Genomic DNA, 18678 nt, shown 5'->3' on the forward strand with positions numbered 1-18678 from the left:
GAGTGATTGGTAGTAAAAGTTTTAGAGAAATTAATGAGTTCTTATATGTGTAATTTATTAGCTCCTTAATAGATGAGAGTATTTGAGAAGTTAACGTATCTAAGAACCCCACTCCTTAAGGTGTGGGAGTATCAGCAAGTAATTATAGAATGGTGATTGCATTAAGATATTTTGATGATCAGAGTTATTTAGAGATTTCAGAATTGTTAAATAGACCGCTTGGAAGCATTAAAACTGATTTATATAGGGCTAAAGCTATATTAAAGAAACAACTAGAAAATGATATGGAGGTGTAAATATGTGCTGTAAATTTGATAAAGAACTTTTATATGCTTTTGATGATAATACAATTCAACCACTAGAGAAAATATTCGTTGAAGAGCATATAAAATATTGCACTGATTGTCAAAAGGATCTAAAATTAATAAATATAATTAATCAAAATATTAAAGATGAACTTATTAATATTAAATTTCCTGATAAACTAAGTACAATTTCACAACTTGTTACAGAAAACTGTATATCTGAAATGGAGAAAACTACTATTAAATCTAAAATACATAATGCAATAAAAACATATAGTGGTATAAATAAGGCTATAAAAGGATCAAGCGTAGTATATAAACATAATCCATATAATAATTTTATTAATAATAAAATTGAAACTACTTTTAATTTTATAAAAAAACCTATAAAACATATGGTTAAAAGCAAGTTAGATGAAATAAACATTCTAAAAAAACTAAAATTAGGTTAGAACCTTAGGGAAAAGGAGGTGTTGGTTTGTTTATTTTATTTTTAATATTAAAAATACTCCTTTATTTATTAATCTTTATATTTGGTATTATTTTATTATTTTTAATAATTCCCTTTGAATATTATATAAGTTCAAAAATTTATGAAAAAATTAATGTGGATATAACCTTATTATTTTTTAAAAAAATTATAAAAGTAATTGTGAGACATGAAGACACTAAAGAAATATTTTTATTAAAAATTATGGGATTACGCATTATTAGAAAAGAAATAATAAGCCCTGATATAAAAATTGAAAAAGAGGAAAAAGAAAAGAATAAAAAGAAGAGTAAGAAAAAGAAGAGGAGTAATTTTAATATAAGGGATTATATAGAGCGGGAATTCATAAATGATTTAATAAATTATTTTAAAGATATAATAGGGATCGTAAAACCAAAAACAGTCAAAATAAATGGTTTTTATGGATTTGATGACCCTTCGCTTACAGGTATGATTTGTGGAATTATACCTCTAATATCAAATCTTATTCCTAAAAGTGATATTAATTTACAACCAGTATTCGATGATGAAATAGTTGAAATTGAGTGTGATATTCATGGAAAGATTTCTTTGCTAGCAGCAATAATAAAAACACTTAAATTTGTGTTTAAGAAAAACAACAGACAAAAAATATTTAAAAAAGCATAAAAAATCTGAAACTTAATAATAGTTTATGTGTATTGTTAAGTGTAAAGTTAATAATGATTATGTAATAAATAAATAATTAAATATATAATTAAATATTAGGAGGAAAAAGTTATGATAAATATGACAGAGAATGCTGAAGCATTATTCTCAAATCTAGAAAGATTTTTAAAGACAGAGACAGTAGTTGGTGAGGCAATAATTGTTGGAGAAACAACACTAATACCACTTATTACAGTTTCATTTGGATGCGGAACCGGGGGCGGAACAGGGAATACTCTTAAGGATGGCGAAGGTACTGGGGGAGGACTTGGAGCAGGAGCTAAGATAACTCCAACTGCTATTTTAGTTATAAAAGATGGAAATGTAACAATGCTTTCTATAAAAGGAAAATGTAATCTTGAAAATCTTATCCAAATGGTACCGGGACTAGTATCCAAAGTAAGCTCAAAAATGGGTGGATTTAAGAACAAAACAGATAAGAATAAAACGGAAAATGATATCTAACTTTAGATTAAAAATATTAAATGGTAAAATTGACTTAAACGGCCAAAGTCCTGAATTATATGGGGTTATGGCTGTTTAATATTTTTTGTAAGCTATCTTCTATTTTAGAAGATTATATATCCGTCAATTTGAAATTATTATTGATTATTTAAATAAAATCATCTATGATATTGTTAAAGTAGACACTGATTAGATTCGATTAAGCGTTTAAAAATTATATATTGGAGCAGGTGAATAAAATGAGTTCTAACAAATATTTAAAGTTTTTAGCAAATATAAGTAAAAATAAACCCAATAGCATTAAAAATAAGAAGACCCCATGCCCATTTTGTAACAGAGAGGGGCTAACAGGTATTATAGATGAAGAAGGGCCATTCATTTTAGTTAAAAACAAATTTCCTACATTAGAAAATACACTTCAAACAGTGCTAATAGAAACAAGTAGTTGCGATTTTGATATCACAATGTATGATAAAGAATATATGAGAAATTTATTAAGATTTGGAGTTCGTCATTGGATTGATATGGAGAAAAGTGGTGATTTTAAATCTGTGATTTTTTATAAAAACCACGGTCCTTATTCAGGTGGGACTATTAATCATGCACATATGCAGATTGTTGGACTAAAATCTATAGATTACAAAGAATCTTTAAAAGATGAGTATTTTGAAGGAATAGTAATTAACGAGTCGGATGAATGTGTCGTTAATCTTTCAACCAAACCCAAGGTAGATTTTACTGAATTTAATATTATAATAAATAGCATTGATAATTTAGATATAATGGCTGATAATATACAAAAAATTGTTCATTATATACTAAATGATTTTTATGTGAAATGTAGTAGTTTTAATCTTTTCTTTTATGATTGGAAGGGTAAAATAATATGTAAAGTTATACCTAGATTTATTACATCTCCATTATTTATAGGCTTTTCTATTTCTCAAATTACAAACCAAACAGATGAAATTGTAAAGCAGGTTCAACAGTTGTATTTTAAATCTGAACCTAGATAAGTTATTGATTGATAAGAAAATATCCCATATAATTTAAGTTTATGTTATATCTATTATAAAGATATGGTATTATTTAGTAGACACTTCTTAGAATAGACGAAATATTAATTTTATACAACTATTATAGGGGGAATTGATATGGGAATGGTGGATATAAATTTTATTATTTGGCTTGTGATTGTATTTGTAATTTGGTGTGTATGTATAATTTTTAGATACCTAGTTACTACAAATACAATAAAGGTAAGCAAAATTTCAAGGATATTTTATGATGATGATGAGAGGTTCATTAAAGTTTGGGGAAAAATGCAAGAAAAAGGATTGCTAAAATATATTATTAAAAGTATTTTTTCTATGACTGCTATTATGGGTATAGTAGGTTTGGTTATTATATTGTACCACCGAAGTGTGGGTGGATATGAGCAAAACCAAACATTGCTGGATTATTTGTCAACGGGGTTCGTCTTAGGTATAATTGAGTCTTTTTTCTGGGAGAAAAATCAAAATAGATACATCCGATTAAAAGAAGACGAAGAAGAAAGTATGAAAAATGATAATACAAATAACGACAGTGAAAACAATTAATGTATGCTTCTAAATATTTGTAAAATATAAATTAAGAGAAGTTTATTATGGCTTCTCTTAATTATAATTGTTACTCCATGACATTCAATTAGGCAGATAAACTTCTTCGTCTATATACACTCATAATAACACCTACGGAAAGCATATTAACAAGGCCTAAGGAACCACCGTAACTCAAGAATGGAAGTGCGACTCCAACGATTGGGAATAAATTTAGATTCATTAATATATTCGAAACAAATTGTACTATAAATACACTAATGAGTCCGCTTATAAGTAATTTGCCATAACTATTTCTAACATATTTTGAAATGTGTAAAATCCTATATATGAAAGAAATTATTATAGAAATAATAACTGCAGCTCCTAGCCATCCAAAGGTGTGTACTATATAACTAAATACTAAGTCAGATGAAATAAGCGGTACTTTTATTATGTCTTCATTTGCAGAAAAACCATGTCCCAAAATTCCAGATGTATGGGTTATATTATACATCTGAACACTTAAGAATCCAGAGTTTTTGGGATCAGAAAATGGGTGTAAAAACACTAAAAGCCTTTTTAGTGTATATGGGCGAGAGAAAGAATAAAATAAAAAAGAAATAATATTAAAGGCAACAATGTAAAAAGCATATCTTTTTTTCATACCAGATTTAAGTGCTAAAACCATAAATGAAATAAAATAAATTCCACAGTAAGCTAATGCTGGGACTGATAACATAAGAATCAATGGAATAAATAAATACACAACAGCTTTAATTAAATTTATTTTATTGTTCCAGTCATAGTTATTGAATATACCTGCCATGGATATTATAAATACATATAAACTAATAGCTTTAATGTCTACTGAAAAAGAGCCTATACTAAGGGATGAAATTCCATTTATTGGATGTCCTATGAAAAATAATAAGATAAATGACAAACACATTCCTACGAAAATATATTTTGAATATTTTTCTAATTTTCTATAATCAAAGAAATATAATAGTACAACACCTACAGTACCAATTGCTGAATATAATAAGCTATGATTAAATAAATAATCACTAGGTTTATATGAGTTTTTATATTGTATAAGATACATCAAAACAACGCCAGCATTTACAAGTATTATGGTTAAAAGTAATGTAATCCAATCGGGGGTTCCTTTATGTGCTATGTTTAACTGTTTACCTATAGCTTCCCCATCACCCATTCGCTTGATAGCTTCACTAGTTGATTCTACATCTGACAATCCTCTTTCATTATTTTCATCTACGATATCTTCTATGTGTGATAATAATTCCTCTTTTATTTCTTTATGAGCCCCCTTAAATTTTACATAAGAACATATATTGTCTATATATTCATTGATTTTAGAATTATCTTTTATGCCCATATCACAACCTCCAATAACATATTATCAACGGCTGATCTGAAAGTAGACCATTCTTCTTCTTTTTCTTTTAAAGATAATTTGCCGGCTTCCATTATCCTATAGTATTTTCGCTTACGTTTTGAAGAACCCTCATCCCAATATGATTCTACTAATCCTTTTGATTCTAATGTATGGAGAATTGGATAAAGAGTCCCTTCCTTTAATGTGAATATACCATTTGATTTTTCCTCCATTTCTTTTATCATTTCATACCCATACATTGGTTTTTTATTAATTAGTTTTAAAATAAGAATTACAGTGCTACCTTTTAAAAGTTCTTTATTTATTGGCATTTTTAACCCTCCTTATACATAGATGCTCTATACATAGTTAATCTATGTATAATGATAACACCGATCAATAAAATGTCAATATATACTTTTACATTTATATTTTAGAATAAATGTTTTTTTTAAGATTAGTTGACATTATAATAATAAAGTTATATATTTATAGTGTACTACATAACATAGTACACGTAGTACACGTTATGCAACTAGTAAAAAAATTGATTGAATGAAAGAAGGTGAGGCCATGATAAATATTGATAGTAGAAGCAGTAAGCCTATTTATGAACAGATTATTGAGAAGGTAAAGGAAAATATAATAAAAGGAATATTAAAACCAGGAGATAAACTGCCTTCTGTACGGGAACTCGCAGCAGCTATAACGGTAAATCCTAATACTATAAGTAAAGCATACATTGAGCTTGAGCGAATGAAGACAATCCAAGTTATAAGGGGAAAAGGAACTTTTGTATCAGAAAATTTTAAACCTGTTATGGATGAGGAAAAAATGAAAGAAATTAAAGAACATATGAAGAAGATAATAATAGAAGCGCATTATATAGGTCTTGATAAGGATACATTAATAGATATATTAAATGATATTTATAGTGAGTTTTAGTAATTAGAAATCTTAAAAGGGGGGGGATTATTTTGATAGATATAAAAAATGTGAGCAAAAAGATAGATGATAAATACATTTTAAAAAATGTAGATTTGCATGTGAATAAGGGGAGTATATTTGGAATAATTGGTGAAAATGGTGCTGGTAAAACTACACTTATTAAATGTTTAACAGGTATTTACAGAGTTAATGAAGGAAGTATTTTAATAGATGGGGAAGAGGTCTTTGATAATAATAAAATAAAACAGAAGATAGGGTATGTATCAGATGAAAACCAATATTTCTCATCTTTTAAAGTATGCGAGCTCTTAGAATTTTATAAGAAGGCCTATAATGACTTTTCCAAGGAGAGATTTGATGAACTTAATGTAAAATTTAAAATTCCTTTAAATCGAAGAATACGTGAGCTTTCAAAAGGCATGAAGATGAGAACAGCTATCCTTTTAAACTTAAGTATAAAACCAGATATATTAATCCTTGATGAACCAACATCTGGTCTTGATCCGGTGATTAAAAAAGAATTAATGTCAATTATCGTGGATGAAGTAGCATCAAGAGATGTAACTGTATTTATTTCATCACATCATTTGGATCATATTGAGAGAATATGTGATAGCATCGCAATAATCAAAGGTGGCGAAATAAAACTTAAAAGTTCTATGGAAGATGCTAAAAATAGTATAAAAAAACTTCAAGTTATGTTTAAAGATGAAGTCAATATAAATGAGAAGTTATCTTCTATTGATGGAGTAATTAAGGTTGAAAATATAGGCAGGGTAAATTATATAATTACTAAAAATTATACAAAAGATCTTGAGAAAAAGCTATATGACATGGGTGCTGAATTTATAGAAATTGTAGATATGAGTCTTGAGGATATGTTTATATATTTCGTAGGGGAGGAGGATAAAAATGAATAAGATTTTAAATAAGGCCCTTTTCTATAAGGAATGGATATACGTGAAATGGATAACACTTTTAACTATTGTTATACTTTTAAGTAGTAAGGGTTATGGGGTTATATCTGAATTAAATTACAAAAGAATGATTCAGGGAGGAGCAGAGAATAATTATTGGTTTAATAACGGACTTTATGAAGCAAATATTCATATTTTTATAATGGTGTTGGTTGTATTAATACTCGCCATGACTTTATTTGCAGGTGAGAAGACTAGCGAAACTCAAGGGTTTATTGCTTCCATGCCATTTACAAGGAAAGAAATAATTTTTAATAAATGGCTTGTTGGAGTGGTAAGTTTATTTATAAGTTTTGTAGTAACGTATATATTTCTAAGCTTGTTTTATTTCTTAAATATTAAAGGCATTAATACAACATTAAATCCATATTTCGATATAATTAAATGGTTTTTTATGAATACATTCCAATACATTTGCATTTTCACTTTTATGATGTTTATTCAGGCAGTTATGGGAAATAGTATAGTATCTAGCATAGTAGGTGGAATAATACTTATGGTACCATTATTTATAACTACGTTAGGAGACCTTATAATCAGAAGATACTATGGGTATAATCGATATAGGTATAAGATTACTAATGATATTTCGGACTGGTTAAGTGTTTATAGCTACAATATACCTCATCAGAGTTACGTTGAAACAGCAATAAAGGGGACGTATGCTCATGCATTTTCTTATTATACTAATTATAAATCGAAGTTATTAGTACTTTTTCTGTTAACTTGTTTATTTTTGTTCTTAGCTAATTTAGCATATAAAAAAAGAAACATTGAATATAATTTGAGACTAATAGTTTTTAAAAATTTAGAACCTGTATTTATAGGGGGAGTTGCTATTTGTTCAGGGCTTTTGGCTGGAGTTATTTTTGGAAGTGATCGCTTAAGAGAATTTGGGATTTACTTTGTCATCTTCACTATTATTGGATACTTTATATCTAAACTATTACTTAAGGTATTATCGCCAAGGAAATAATTAGGAATATTGGAATATAAAATGGGGGGATTACATTGATAGATATAAAAAATGTGAGTAAAAAGATAGATGATAAATACATTTTAAAAAATGTAGATTTGCATGTGAATAAGGGGAGTATATTTGGAATAATTGGTGAAAATGGTGCTGGAAAAACTACACTTATTAAATGTTTAACTGGTATTTACAGAGTTAATGAAGGAAGCATTTTAATAGATGGTGAAGAAGTTTTTGATAATGCTAAAATAAAACAGAAGATAGGGTATGTATCAGATGAAAACCAATATTTCTCATCTTTTAAAGTATGCGAGCTCCTAGAATTTTATAAGAAGGCCTACAATGATTTTTCCAAGGAGAGATTCGATGAGCTTAATATAAAATTTAAAATTCCTTTAAATCGAAGAATAAGGGAGCTTTCCAAAGGCATGAAGATGAGAACAGCTATCCTTTTAAACTTAAGTATAAAACCAGATATATTAATCCTTGACGAGCCAACATCTGGACTTGATCCTGTGATTAAAAAAGAATTAATGTCAATTATTGTGGATGAAGTAGCATCTAGAGATGTAACTGTATTTATTTCATCACATCATTTGGACCATATTGAGAGAATATGTGATAGCGTAGCAATAATCAAAGGTGGCGAAATAAAACTTAAAAGTTCTATGGAAGATGCTAAAAATAGCATCAAAAAACTTCAAGTGATGTTTAAAGATGAAGTCAATATAAATGAGAAGTTATCTTCTATTGATGGAGTAATTAAGGTTGAAACTATAGGTAGGGTAAATTATATAATCACTAAAAATTACACAAAAGATTTGGAGGAAAAGCTATATGACATGGGAGCTGAATTTATAGAAATTGTAGATATGAGCCTTGAGGATATGTTTATATATTTCGTAGAAGAGGAGGATAAAAATGAATAAGGTTGTAAATAAGGCCCTTTTTTATAAGGAATGGATAAATGTAAGATGGGTAACGCTTTTATCTATTATAACACTTTTATTTTATAAAGTTTATGGTGTTATATCATTGCTAAATCGAAATAAAATGTATATGGAATACAATATTGGAAGTAGGACTGACAGGTGGTTCAATAATGGAATATATGGTATGAAAAGTTATTATTTTGTAATGGTATTAGTTGTCATAATACTCGCTATAATTTTATTTAAAGGAGAAAAAACTAGTGAAACACAGGGATTTATAGCTTCTATGCCATTTACAAGGAAAGAGATAATAATTAATAAATGGCTTGTTGGTGTGGTAAGTTTACTTATAAGTTTTGTAATAACATATATATTTTTAAGCTTGTTTTATTTTGCTAATATTAATGACCTTAATACAACGTTAAATCCATACTCTGATATAGTTAAATGGTTTTTTATGGATACATTCCAGTACATTTGTATTTTTACTTTTATGATGTTAATGCAGGCAGTCATGGGAAATAGTATAGTGTCTGGCATGGTAGGTGGTATAATTTTAGGGGTACCAATATTTATGTCAATGGTAGTACAGGAATTAGTTATGAGATATTATCATTATGATGACTTAATTAATATAATCTTTGAAAAAATTAGTGGTTGGATAAATATTTATAGTTATAATGTAGCTAAACAGAAGTCCTTTTATCCAAATTCAGCAGAGAATATTAATCAGGATTATTATCAAAACTTCTATTATAGTAATTATAAATCTAAGTTATTAGTACTTTTTCTATTAATTTGTTTATTTTTGTTCTTAGCTAATTTAGCCTATAAAAAGAGAAATATAGAATATAATTTGAGATTAATTGTTTTTAAAAATTTGGAACCTGTCTTTATGGGGGGCGTTGCTATATGTTCAGGGCTTTTGGCTGGAGTTATTTTTGGAGAGAGTGGTTTAAAGGCATCATTTGGAATTTACTTTGTCATTTTCACTATTATAGGATATTTTATATCTAAACTATTACTTAAGGTATTATCCTCAAAAAAATAATTATAAGAGATGATCATTTTAATTTAAGGAGTGGGTTAGGTTGAAAAGAATACCATATATAACTGTATTAGGTTGTATAATTATTGCAGTTTTAATATCTGTTTGTGGTGAAAAAGACATTAAAAACAATCTCATTATAGGAAATAAAAGTTCAGAAATAATTAGCAATATAGCAATTCAAAGAATTGGTAAAACTGAGATTATGGGTAGTAATTTGAAGCAAAATCAGCATTGTTATTTTGATATGGGAGTGCAAAAAAATTGTACTTATAAAGTTGAATTTGAAGATAAAAATAACAAAAGTACTCTTAGCAATGAATTTACGTGTGATTTTAATAAAGAAGGAATAGTAGATATAAATGTTAGAAAAGATAATAATGGAAAGTGGGCGGTTGTTTTAAATTAGAGGGGTTTGTTTGTGAGCATATATAAGATTTATTATGCAATGTTATTAAAATTCAGTTTTAAATGTCCTAGTTGTGTTCACATAACTAGGGCCTTTTTTTATAATATAGGGTTATAATTCTGGAACTAACAGTTCAATTGAAAACTTTATGATAATTGTAATAATTTAAGTGACAATTGTCATAGTTTAGATGACAAAATGTAGGTGAAGATAATATAAAATTAGTTCATAATATATTTAAGAGATGACTGATAACGTTATCATGAATTGCGAAATAATATGTTTTAAGGGGGATAAATAATGATAGCTATTATACTTGGATCTCATGGAAAATTTTCTAAGGAATTGTTGAAGTCTTCAGAAATGATACTCGGCAAACAAGAAAATATAGGGTATGTGACTTTGGAACCTGGGGAAAGTGCTGATGATCTTGTTAAAAAGTATGAAGATTTAATTAAAAACCTTGATCTTAGAGAAGGATTGCTTTTTATGGTTGATTTGTTTGGTGGAAGTCCATTTAATGCAGCTAGTAGAATAGCAATTACGAGTGAAAATATTGATATTGTTACTGGAGTTAATTTACCAATGCTTCTCGAGGTTTCTGTTTCAAGAGATTTTAAAAGTTTAGATGATATTGTAAGAACGGCTATAGATTCTGGACTAGATGCTATAAAATCATTTAAAGAAAATTTTAATGATAATGTTGAGGAGGAATTAGAATAATGGAAATAAGTTTTGTAAGAATTGATGACAGATTAATTCATGGACAGGTAGCAACGGTTTGGGCGAAGGTATCAAAATGTAACAAAATATTTGTATGTAGTGATGAGGTTGCTAATGATAAGTTAAGAAAAAGTTTATTATTACAGGTTTCACCACCAGGAATAAAAGCCTATGTAATGCCTATTGAAAAGGCAATTGGTGCATATAAAAATCCTAAATACAACGATTTTAAAACTTTGTTTTTGACTACAAATCCAGCTGATGTTTTAAGATTGATTGAAGGCGGAGTAGATATTAAATCAGTAAACGTTGGTGGAATGTGCTTTAAAGAGGGTAAAACCCAAATATCAGCGGCAGTATCTGTAGGTCATGATGATATAAAAGCATTTAAAAAATTACATGAATTAGGAATAGAATTGGAGTTAAGACAAGTTGCCCGTGATCCAAAAGTTGATTTAATGAGTAAAATCGCAAAAATTTAAAAATTAAATAAGGGGGGATATTAATGAGTACATTACAAATAATTTTAGTATTTATAATTGCAGGTATAACTGGAATGGGGAGTGTTCTGGATTCAGCTCAAACTCATAGACCATTAATAGCATGTACACTTATCGGATTAGTTTTAGGAGACGTGAAAACGGGAATTATTTTAGGTGGTTATTTGGAACTTTTAGCACTTGGATGGATGAATGTTGGAGCAGCTATGGCTCCAGATGCTGCACTGGCTAGTGTTGTATCAACAATTTTAGTAATAGTTGGGCACCAATCAATAACAGCTGGAATGGCACTTGCAATTCCAATAGCAGTGGCAGGTCAAGTTCTTACTATTTTTGTTAGAACAATAATAGTGTTTTTTCAGCATCTTGCAGACAAATACGCCAAAGAAGCAAACTTTAGAGGCATAGAAATGTGTCATATAATGGCTTTAGCAGTACAGGCATTACGAGTTGCTATTCCAGCTGTATTAGTTGCAGCAGTTGCGGGAACTGGTACTGTTAATGCAATGCTTTCGGCAATACCAGTAGTTGTTACAAGAGGGTTACAAGTATCAGGAGGGTTTATAGTTGTTGTTGGTTATGCAATGGTAATAAATATGATGGAAGCTAAGTATTTAATGATTTTCTTCTTTGCAGGATTTCTAATTTCAGTATTTACAAGTTTCACTCTTGTTGGACTAGGAATGCTTGGACTAATTTGTGGAATAGCTTATATTCAATTGAATCCTAAGTATAGCAAAGCTTCTGAAGTTGTAGATGAATTAGATTAATTATAAAAAGGGGGATATAAAATGAGTGAAAATAAATTAAAACAACAAAATATTAAACATAAAGATATCGAAAACAAAGATGTAAAATTAACTAAAGGCGACCTTAGGAGTATGTTTATTCGTTCAAATTTTCTTTTAGGTTCTTATAACTTTGAGAGAATGCAGTCAATAGGTTTTTGTGTTACATTAATCCCTGCAATAAAAAGACTATATTCTAAAAAAGAAGATCAAGCTGAAGCTTTAAAAAGACATTTAGAATTTTTTAATACACAACCATTTGTTGCGGCACCTATTATGGGTATAACAGCAGCAATGGAGGAACAAAAGGCAAATGGTGCACAAATAGATGATGCAGCAATAAGTAGTGTAAAAGTAGGGCTCATGGGACCGCTCGCAGGGGTAGGAGATCCAATATTTTGGGGAACAGCAAGACCGGTTATAGCAGCAATAGGAGCTGGAATAGCAATTACAGGGAGCGTAGTAGGGCCTTTATTATTCTTTCTATTATTTAATGGACTTAGATTAGGTACACTTTGGCTTGGCTTAAACTATGGATATAAAAAAGGTACTGAAATAGTTACTGATGTTTCTGGAAATAAATTAGCTAAGCTAACTGAATGTGCTTCAATATTAGGTCTGTTTGTAATGGGTGCATTGGTGGCTAAATGGACTACTATTAATGTACCGGTAGTAATTTCAAGAATTACTGGATCAGATGGTAAAGTTGTAATTAACACTGTACAAAGTCAATTAGATTCCTTGTTACCAGCAGCATTACCATTATTATTAACTTTTTTATGTATGAAGTTATTAAAGAAAAAGGTAAGTGCTGTAGCAATAATATTCGCATTGTTTGCAGTAGGTATCTTTGGTTTTTGGGCAGGAATATTAAAATAACAAGCTGTCTTATAAATATAATTTTATAAAACATTAAAGGCTAACATTGAAATTTGATTTTCTCTGTTAGTTTTTTTTATAACTATAAATAAAGGGATTTAAAGTTAGTTTTGAAGTTAAATGTTATTATTAAAGAATATAATATGAGTTAAAAATTATAGAATATGGAGTGTGAAATAAATTAATGAATAAAATTAAAATGATATGTTTAGATATTGATGGAACATTACTAAATTCAGAACATAAAATTTCAAAAAAAACAAAAGAAGTAATTGAGATAGTAGCAAATCAAAAACAAATTCCAGTAATATTAGTGTCTGCAAGAATGCCTAAGGGAATATTGTTTTTACAAAAGGAACTTAATATCGAGCAACCAATTATTTGTTACAGTGGTGCTTTAGTTATGGACAAAGATGCTAATATATTATCTAATTGTAGTATAGAAGTTTCAGAGGTAAGGCAGGTTCATAATTTTGTTAAGGAAATAGGTGTGCATATGAGTTTATACAAAGATGATGAATGGTATATTGAAGAAATAGATGAATGGTCGAGTCAAGAAAGTGCAATAACTAATATTGCACCAAATGTTATAAATTTTACTGATTTATTTAATGTATGGGAACAAGAAAAATCAGGACCTAATAAGCTTCTATGTATGGCAGAACCCAATAAAATCAAAGCATTGGATCTACTAATTAAAAGTTATCATTCAAATAATTTAAATATATATCCTTCAAAACCAACCTATCTAGAAATAATGCCTAGTAATGTTTCAAAAACTTCAGCAATAGAAATCTTGATGTCAAAGTTTAACATACAAAGATCCGAAATAATTGCTATAGGTGATAACTATAATGACATTAGTATGATAGAATTTGCAGGTGTTGGGGTTGCAATGGGTAATGCACCAGAAGGAGTTAAACGATATGCTGATTATATAACTTCGACTAATGATGAAGATGGAGTAGCTATGGCAATAAAAAAATACATTATATCATGAACACTTTTTATTATGGAAGTAACTTATATAAGATGTTACAATAAAAGTGTAATGATGTAAACAAAGTGAAAATGAAATGACAAAAGAAATTAGACAAGATGTTTTGTGACGTAATTAAAAACCGATATGGAGGTAAAACGATGGAAAAACTAGATGAAAAAAGATGGGGAAAAACATCCGTAACTAGAATTTCATTGTTTGTTATAAATTTTTTAGTAATTGTATTTACGTCTATAGTTAGTTCTAATACTATAGGCTTAATTTGTGAAAATAATATGGCAAGGGAGTTTATTGAAAAAGTTAGCTCTGTTCCTACAATTGAATGGAAAATGCCTGTATTTTCTATGCTGCTTTTATTTATGCTTACTATTAGTGTTATAACTAGGGAATATCTATTTAAAAAAAATCAATTTGCATTATATATTTTTTGCGTTTTTGATATTTTATTATGCATTGGCATAATGGTATATCTTAATATGGATTATAAGGGGATATTGTTTATAGCAATAGCAAATATAGTTACTTATATTGATGGAAAAAAAAGAAAAAGTGTATTTATTTTAGTAATAATTATTATTTATATAACATTAGATTATAATATTTTGTCTATTAAAATTAATATATTTAATATTAATGATTATGTTCAATACTACACGTCAATGCAAAGACTTTATTTTTTTAGTATTAAGAATATACTTAATTCTATAAACGAAATAATCTTTATAGTGTTTATGATTCAAGTAATACAGAATGAAAGAGATGAAAATGAAAAAATTTCAGAATTGTATATCAAGCTATATAAATCCTCAGAGGAATTAGAAGTTATAAACATTCAATTGCAAGACTATGCTAGAAAATCTCAGGAAGCAGCTAAAATTAAAGAAAGAAATAGGCTAGCAAGGGAAATTCATGACACTATTGGTCATACACTTACTGGTATAGCAATTGGTTTAGAAGCATGTATAGAATTATCAGAATTCAACATTAGTAAGATGAAAATTCAGATGCTAAAAATATCAGAGCTTGCAAGATCAGGTCTCTTAGATGTTCGAAGATCTATGAATGAGCTAAGGCCTGATGCACTTGAAAGATTTTCGCTAATTGAAGCAATTTCAAAGTTGTCTGAAGATATAAATGAGTGTACAAATACTAAAGTAAAGATTCAAATTATAGGACAAGCTCCAAAAATGGGCGCGGATGAAGAAGAAACAGTTTATAGAATAGTTCAAGAGGGAATAACAAATGCAGTGAGGCATGGGGCCGCAAGTGAGATTATAGTGGCTTTAGAATTTGCAGAAAATAAGTTGCAAATTAAAATAATGGATGATGGAATAGGAGCAGGTGAAGTTAAAAAAGGGTTCGGATTAAGGCATATTGAGGAAAGAGTAAACATGTTAGGGGGAGAAGTTAAGTTTGGTGGTAATAACGCAGGAGGATTTATTATTTCTGCATACTTGTCTATAAGGGGGGAGTTTAAAAATGATTAAAATACTAATAGCAGAAGATCAAGAACTTATAAGTCAGAGTCTTGAAATAATTCTTGGAAATAAACCTGATATGAAAGTAGTTGGTGTTGCAGAGGATGGTAAAAAGGCTGTTAGATTAGCACAAAAATTAATTCCTGACATTATTCTAATGGATATCCGTATGCCTGAAATAGATGGAGTAAAATGTATAAAGATTATAAAAAAGATATTGCCACAAATAAAAATTATAGTACTTACAACCTTTGATGATAATGAATATATATTTGACGCTCTAAAATATGGGGCTAGTGGTTACCTATTAAAAGGTCTATCTTCTATAGAACTAGTGGGTGCTATTAGAACTGTATATAATGGAGGGGCTCTTATAAACCCTAATATTGCAATGAAGGTAGTTGAATTTTTCCATGAGGACGATAAGGTGGAATATAAAATCAATGTAGATGAGTTAGAATTCCATAATTTAAATAAGAATGAGTTAAAAATAATGAAATTAATAGGGAGGGGGATGTCAAATAAGGAAATAGCTCTTGAAACTAATTTTAGTGAAGGGACTGTAAGAAATTATATAAGTAATATTTTAAGTAAACTAAACTTAAGAGATAGGACACAAATAGCCATATTTGCAATTCAATCTAGATTGGAGCTGAAAAAGATTGAAAATTAGAATAGCAGAAAAAGATTTTAAAAAAATAGCTATGTCTATAATTTTTTTTATAATAATAACTTCTATTATTTATATTTATTATAAATATAAAAATGAAACAGTGGTATTAGAGTTTGGTACATTTGTTGGAAGTATGTATGATGTACCTGAGTGGCAATCTTATAAAGCTTTAGATGAAGCAATATACAAGTTTGAGAAAGCAAATCCTCATATAAAAGTTAAATATAAAAGTGGAATATTAAAGAGCGATTATTCAGAGAGATTATCCCAAAATATATTAAAAGGTAATGAACCTGATTTATTTTGTGTTTTGCCTGGTGATTTTAACACTTTTGCTTCAATTGGAGAACTAAAAAATCTTAATAATTTGATTAAAGATGATAAAACGCTAGATTTATATAAGCAATATAGTACGGCAGTAAAATCTGGAAAATATAAAGGTTCTCAATATGCACTTGCAAAAGAAGTAGATCCAGAATTAATGTTTGTAAATAAAACCTTATTAAAAAAACAGGGAATAGAATTGCCTAGTTCAGATTGGACATGGAATGATTTTTATGAAATATGTAAGAAAGTAACTCTCGATACAGATAAAGATGGTAAGATAGACCAATTTGGAACTGTAGGATTTAATTGGCAACAGGCTGTATATACTAACGGTCAGAAGCTTTTTGATACAAATGGTAATAAAGCAACTTTTGATAATGAAGGGGTTTCATATGCTATTAAGTTTATCATATTACTTAATAAGTTAAATAAAAATTATATAGTTAATCTTAAAGATTTTGATGATGGTAAAGTTGTATTTAGACCTTTCCCATTTTCAACATATAGGGCATATAAAGTATATCCATATAAAGTAATGAAATATGGACAATTTGAATGGGAATGTATAAAGTTGCCTAAAGGACCAGAGGGTGCAAACGCTGGACAACTTAATAGTCTACTTTTTGGAATAAGTTCAAGAACTAAACATGAGAAAGAGGCTTGGAAATTTTTAAAGTTTTTAACAAATGATAAAGATGTTCAAATGGATGTTTTAAAATATTCTCATGGAATGCCTGTAGTAAAGGAAGTATTAGAATCAAAAGAAACAGATAAAGAACTATCAAAGTATAATCCAGAAGGAAAAATTTTTATTAACAAGAAAGAATTGAGTCAGGTTGTAGAACAGTCTATTGTAACACCAAGTTTTCATAAATATGAGGAAAGTATGGATATAGCAGATAAAGATATATTTAAATTAATGAATAGTGGTGATGACGTGCAAGAGTCATTAATCAAATTAAACTATAAATTAAATAATTTTCTTAAGCCATAGCTAAATATAGGAGGGGCAAATGACTAAAAAAACTATTGTAATGATTCTAATAATTTTAATGGTTTTATTTACAGGAGTACTCAGTGTATATTTGAGCTTTATTAAGGAGTCTCCTTTTGGTGAAAAACGATTAAAGTTTGGTGCAACCTATATGAATATGAATAATCCATATTTTGTTAAATTAAATGAAAGTATAAAAAAAACTGTTGAAAGTCAAAATGGAACACTCATTGCACTGGATGCACAACTTGAAGTATCAAAACAAATATCTCAAGTTGATGATCTTATATCTCAAAAGGTGGACGTTATATTTTTAAATGCTGTAGACTTTAAAGGAATAAAGCCAGCACTTATAGCTGCAAAAAAGGCTAATATACCTGTTATAGTTGTAGATTCTCCAGTTTTTGATGACAAATTGGTTGATTGTACAGTGGTTTCTGAAAATTATAATGCAGGAGTTTTATGTGCAAGAGATTTAGTAGCAAAGCTTAATGGAAAAGGAAACGTTGTCATAATTGAACACCCAACGGCTAAATCAGCTATTCAAAGAATTGAAGGTTTTGAAGATACTATAAATAAATATAAAGAGATAAAGGTTGTTGCACGGAAAATATCAAATGGTCAACTTGAACTCGCTATGGAAGTTATGGATAGTATAATTCAATCAAATAAAAAAATAGATGCTGTCATGTGTCTTAATGACCCAACGGCACTAGGAGTTATTGCAGCGTTTGAAAACACTAAAAAAAATAATAAAGTATATATTTATGGAGTAGATGGAGCTGATGATGCATTAGCAATGATTGAGAAAGGAAAACTCACAGCAACAGCTGCGCAGTCGCCAGATAAAATCGGAAAAATAGCTGCAGAAACTGCTTTAAAAAAGTTGGAAGGATTAAAAATAGAAAATTATATTAATGTGCCAGTAGAATTAATTAATAAACAAAATTTGGTGTACCCATAAAGTTTGGGGTACGCCATTTTTTATTTTATAAGTGTTTGTTTTTAAATTGTGATAACTCTAGTCAAGAATATACCATAGTGAACGATATAATAAGAAGGTGAAAGTTATAGAGTGTTATATTGGAAAAGAATGTACT

The 18678-nt window shown here is 28.6% G+C and carries 23 protein-coding genes; 21 read left to right on the forward strand and 2 right to left on the reverse strand.

From position 1 onward, the window contains the following. Positions 1-149 precede the first annotated feature (149 nt). From KPL44_RS06860 to KPL44_RS06885, 6 genes are all read left to right on the forward strand, one after another. Positions 150-296, forward strand: coding sequence for an RNA polymerase sigma factor (locus KPL44_RS06860; RefSeq protein ID WP_253201656.1), 147 nt, complete (start codon positions 150-152; stop codon positions 294-296). A 2-nt stretch (positions 297-298) separates the two neighbouring features. After that, positions 299-757 (forward strand): zf-HC2 domain-containing protein, encoded by a 459-nt coding sequence (locus KPL44_RS06865; protein ID WP_216248154.1) that lies wholly within the window; start codon positions 299-301, stop codon positions 755-757. 242 nt (positions 758-999) lie between these two features. Then, the gene (locus KPL44_RS06870) at positions 1000-1443 is read left to right on the forward strand and encodes a DUF2953 domain-containing protein (protein ID WP_216248155.1); all 444 of its coding nucleotides are present in this window, start codon (positions 1000-1002) and stop codon (positions 1441-1443) included. Between the two features lie 111 nt (positions 1444-1554). After that, on the forward strand, positions 1555-1947 hold the full coding sequence (locus KPL44_RS06875; protein WP_216248156.1) for a GerW family sporulation protein: 393 nt from the start codon (positions 1555-1557) through the stop codon (positions 1945-1947). Positions 1948-2186: 239 nt separating this feature from the next. After that, positions 2187-2963 carry a DUF4931 domain-containing protein gene (locus KPL44_RS06880; protein ID WP_216248157.1) on the forward strand — a complete coding sequence of 259 codons (777 nt, stop codon included), beginning with the start codon at positions 2187-2189 and terminating at the stop codon, positions 2961-2963. A gap of 138 nt (positions 2964-3101) precedes the next feature. Then, positions 3102-3548 carry a hypothetical protein gene (locus tag KPL44_RS06885; protein WP_216248158.1) on the forward strand — a complete coding sequence of 149 codons (447 nt, stop codon included), beginning with the start codon at positions 3102-3104 and terminating at the stop codon, positions 3546-3548. An 88-nt stretch (positions 3549-3636) separates the two neighbouring features. Here KPL44_RS06885 and KPL44_RS06890 read toward each other — a convergent pair whose 3' ends face one another. Beyond that, positions 3637-4929, reverse strand: coding sequence for an FtsW/RodA/SpoVE family cell cycle protein (locus KPL44_RS06890; RefSeq protein ID WP_216248159.1), 1293 nt, complete (start codon positions 4927-4929; stop codon positions 3637-3639). After that, positions 4920-5261: a PadR family transcriptional regulator gene (locus KPL44_RS06895; protein ID WP_216121822.1), complete on the reverse strand. Its 342-nt coding sequence runs from the start codon at positions 5259-5261 to the stop codon at positions 4920-4922. Before KPL44_RS06895 ends, KPL44_RS06890 begins: the two co-directional genes overlap by 10 nt. Positions 5262-5502: 241 nt before the next feature. On the opposite strand from KPL44_RS06895, the gene KPL44_RS06900 reads away from it, so the two are divergent. The 15 genes from KPL44_RS06900 to KPL44_RS06970 all read left to right on the forward strand — a co-directional run bounded on the left by KPL44_RS06900 (position 5503) and on the right by KPL44_RS06970 (position 18542). After that, positions 5503-5874 carry a GntR family transcriptional regulator gene (locus KPL44_RS06900; RefSeq protein WP_071611689.1) on the forward strand — a complete coding sequence of 124 codons (372 nt, stop codon included), beginning with the start codon at positions 5503-5505 and terminating at the stop codon, positions 5872-5874. A 32-nt stretch (positions 5875-5906) separates the two neighbouring features. Next, on the forward strand, positions 5907-6797 hold the full coding sequence (locus tag KPL44_RS06905; RefSeq protein ID WP_216248160.1) for an ABC transporter ATP-binding protein: 891 nt from the start codon (positions 5907-5909) through the stop codon (positions 6795-6797). Beyond that, complete coding sequence (locus KPL44_RS06910) at positions 6790-7830, forward strand: ABC transporter permease (RefSeq protein ID WP_216248161.1); 1041 nt, start codon at positions 6790-6792, stop codon at positions 7828-7830. The genes KPL44_RS06905 and KPL44_RS06910 overlap by 8 nt, the downstream gene beginning before the upstream one ends. Positions 7831-7865: 35 nt before the next feature. Beyond that, positions 7866-8756: an ABC transporter ATP-binding protein gene (locus KPL44_RS06915; RefSeq protein ID WP_216248162.1), complete on the forward strand. Its 891-nt coding sequence runs from the start codon at positions 7866-7868 to the stop codon at positions 8754-8756. Beyond that, on the forward strand, positions 8749-9810 hold the full coding sequence (locus tag KPL44_RS06920) for an ABC transporter permease subunit (protein ID WP_216248163.1): 1062 nt from the start codon (positions 8749-8751) through the stop codon (positions 9808-9810). The genes KPL44_RS06915 and KPL44_RS06920 overlap by 8 nt, the downstream gene beginning before the upstream one ends. A gap of 40 nt (positions 9811-9850) precedes the next feature. Next, positions 9851-10216 (forward strand): hypothetical protein, encoded by a 366-nt coding sequence (locus KPL44_RS06925; protein WP_216248164.1) that lies wholly within the window; start codon positions 9851-9853, stop codon positions 10214-10216. Between the two features lie 300 nt (positions 10217-10516). Next, positions 10517-10939, forward strand: coding sequence for a PTS sugar transporter subunit IIA (locus KPL44_RS06930; protein WP_216248165.1), 423 nt, complete (start codon positions 10517-10519; stop codon positions 10937-10939). Beyond that, positions 10939-11421 (forward strand): mannose/fructose/sorbose PTS transporter subunit IIB, encoded by a 483-nt coding sequence (locus KPL44_RS06935; protein ID WP_216248166.1) that lies wholly within the window; start codon positions 10939-10941, stop codon positions 11419-11421. The genes KPL44_RS06930 and KPL44_RS06935 overlap by 1 nt, the downstream gene beginning before the upstream one ends. Positions 11422-11444: 23 nt before the next feature. Beyond that, positions 11445-12209 carry a PTS mannose/fructose/sorbose transporter subunit IIC gene (locus tag KPL44_RS06940; RefSeq protein ID WP_216248167.1) on the forward strand — a complete coding sequence of 255 codons (765 nt, stop codon included), beginning with the start codon at positions 11445-11447 and terminating at the stop codon, positions 12207-12209. 21 nt (positions 12210-12230) lie between these two features. Next, positions 12231-13106 (forward strand): PTS mannose transporter subunit IID, encoded by an 876-nt coding sequence (gene manZ / locus KPL44_RS06945; protein ID WP_216248168.1) that lies wholly within the window; start codon positions 12231-12233, stop codon positions 13104-13106. 184 nt (positions 13107-13290) lie between these two features. Further along, on the forward strand, positions 13291-14106 hold the full coding sequence (locus KPL44_RS06950) for a Cof-type HAD-IIB family hydrolase (protein ID WP_216248169.1): 816 nt from the start codon (positions 13291-13293) through the stop codon (positions 14104-14106). Positions 14107-14246: 140 nt separating this feature from the next. Then, positions 14247-15593, forward strand: a complete 1347-nt coding sequence (locus KPL44_RS06955) for a sensor histidine kinase (protein ID WP_216248170.1) — start codon at positions 14247-14249, stop codon at positions 15591-15593. Beyond that, positions 15586-16257 (forward strand): response regulator, encoded by a 672-nt coding sequence (locus tag KPL44_RS06960; protein WP_216248171.1) that lies wholly within the window; start codon positions 15586-15588, stop codon positions 16255-16257. The genes KPL44_RS06955 and KPL44_RS06960 overlap by 8 nt, the downstream gene beginning before the upstream one ends. Then, complete coding sequence (locus tag KPL44_RS06965) at positions 16247-17578, forward strand: ABC transporter substrate-binding protein (RefSeq protein WP_216248172.1); 1332 nt, start codon at positions 16247-16249, stop codon at positions 17576-17578. The genes KPL44_RS06960 and KPL44_RS06965 overlap by 11 nt, the downstream gene beginning before the upstream one ends. A 19-nt stretch (positions 17579-17597) precedes the next feature. Next, entirely contained in the window at positions 17598-18542 is a 945-nt protein-coding gene (locus KPL44_RS06970) for a sugar ABC transporter substrate-binding protein (protein ID WP_216248173.1), read from the forward strand. The last annotated feature ends 136 nt before the right edge of the window (positions 18543-18678 follow it).

The sequence above is a fragment of the Clostridium sp. DSM 17811 genome, assembly GCF_018861905.1.
Classification (GTDB): domain Bacteria; phylum Bacillota; class Clostridia; order Clostridiales; family Clostridiaceae; genus Clostridium_AD; species Clostridium_AD frigoriphilum.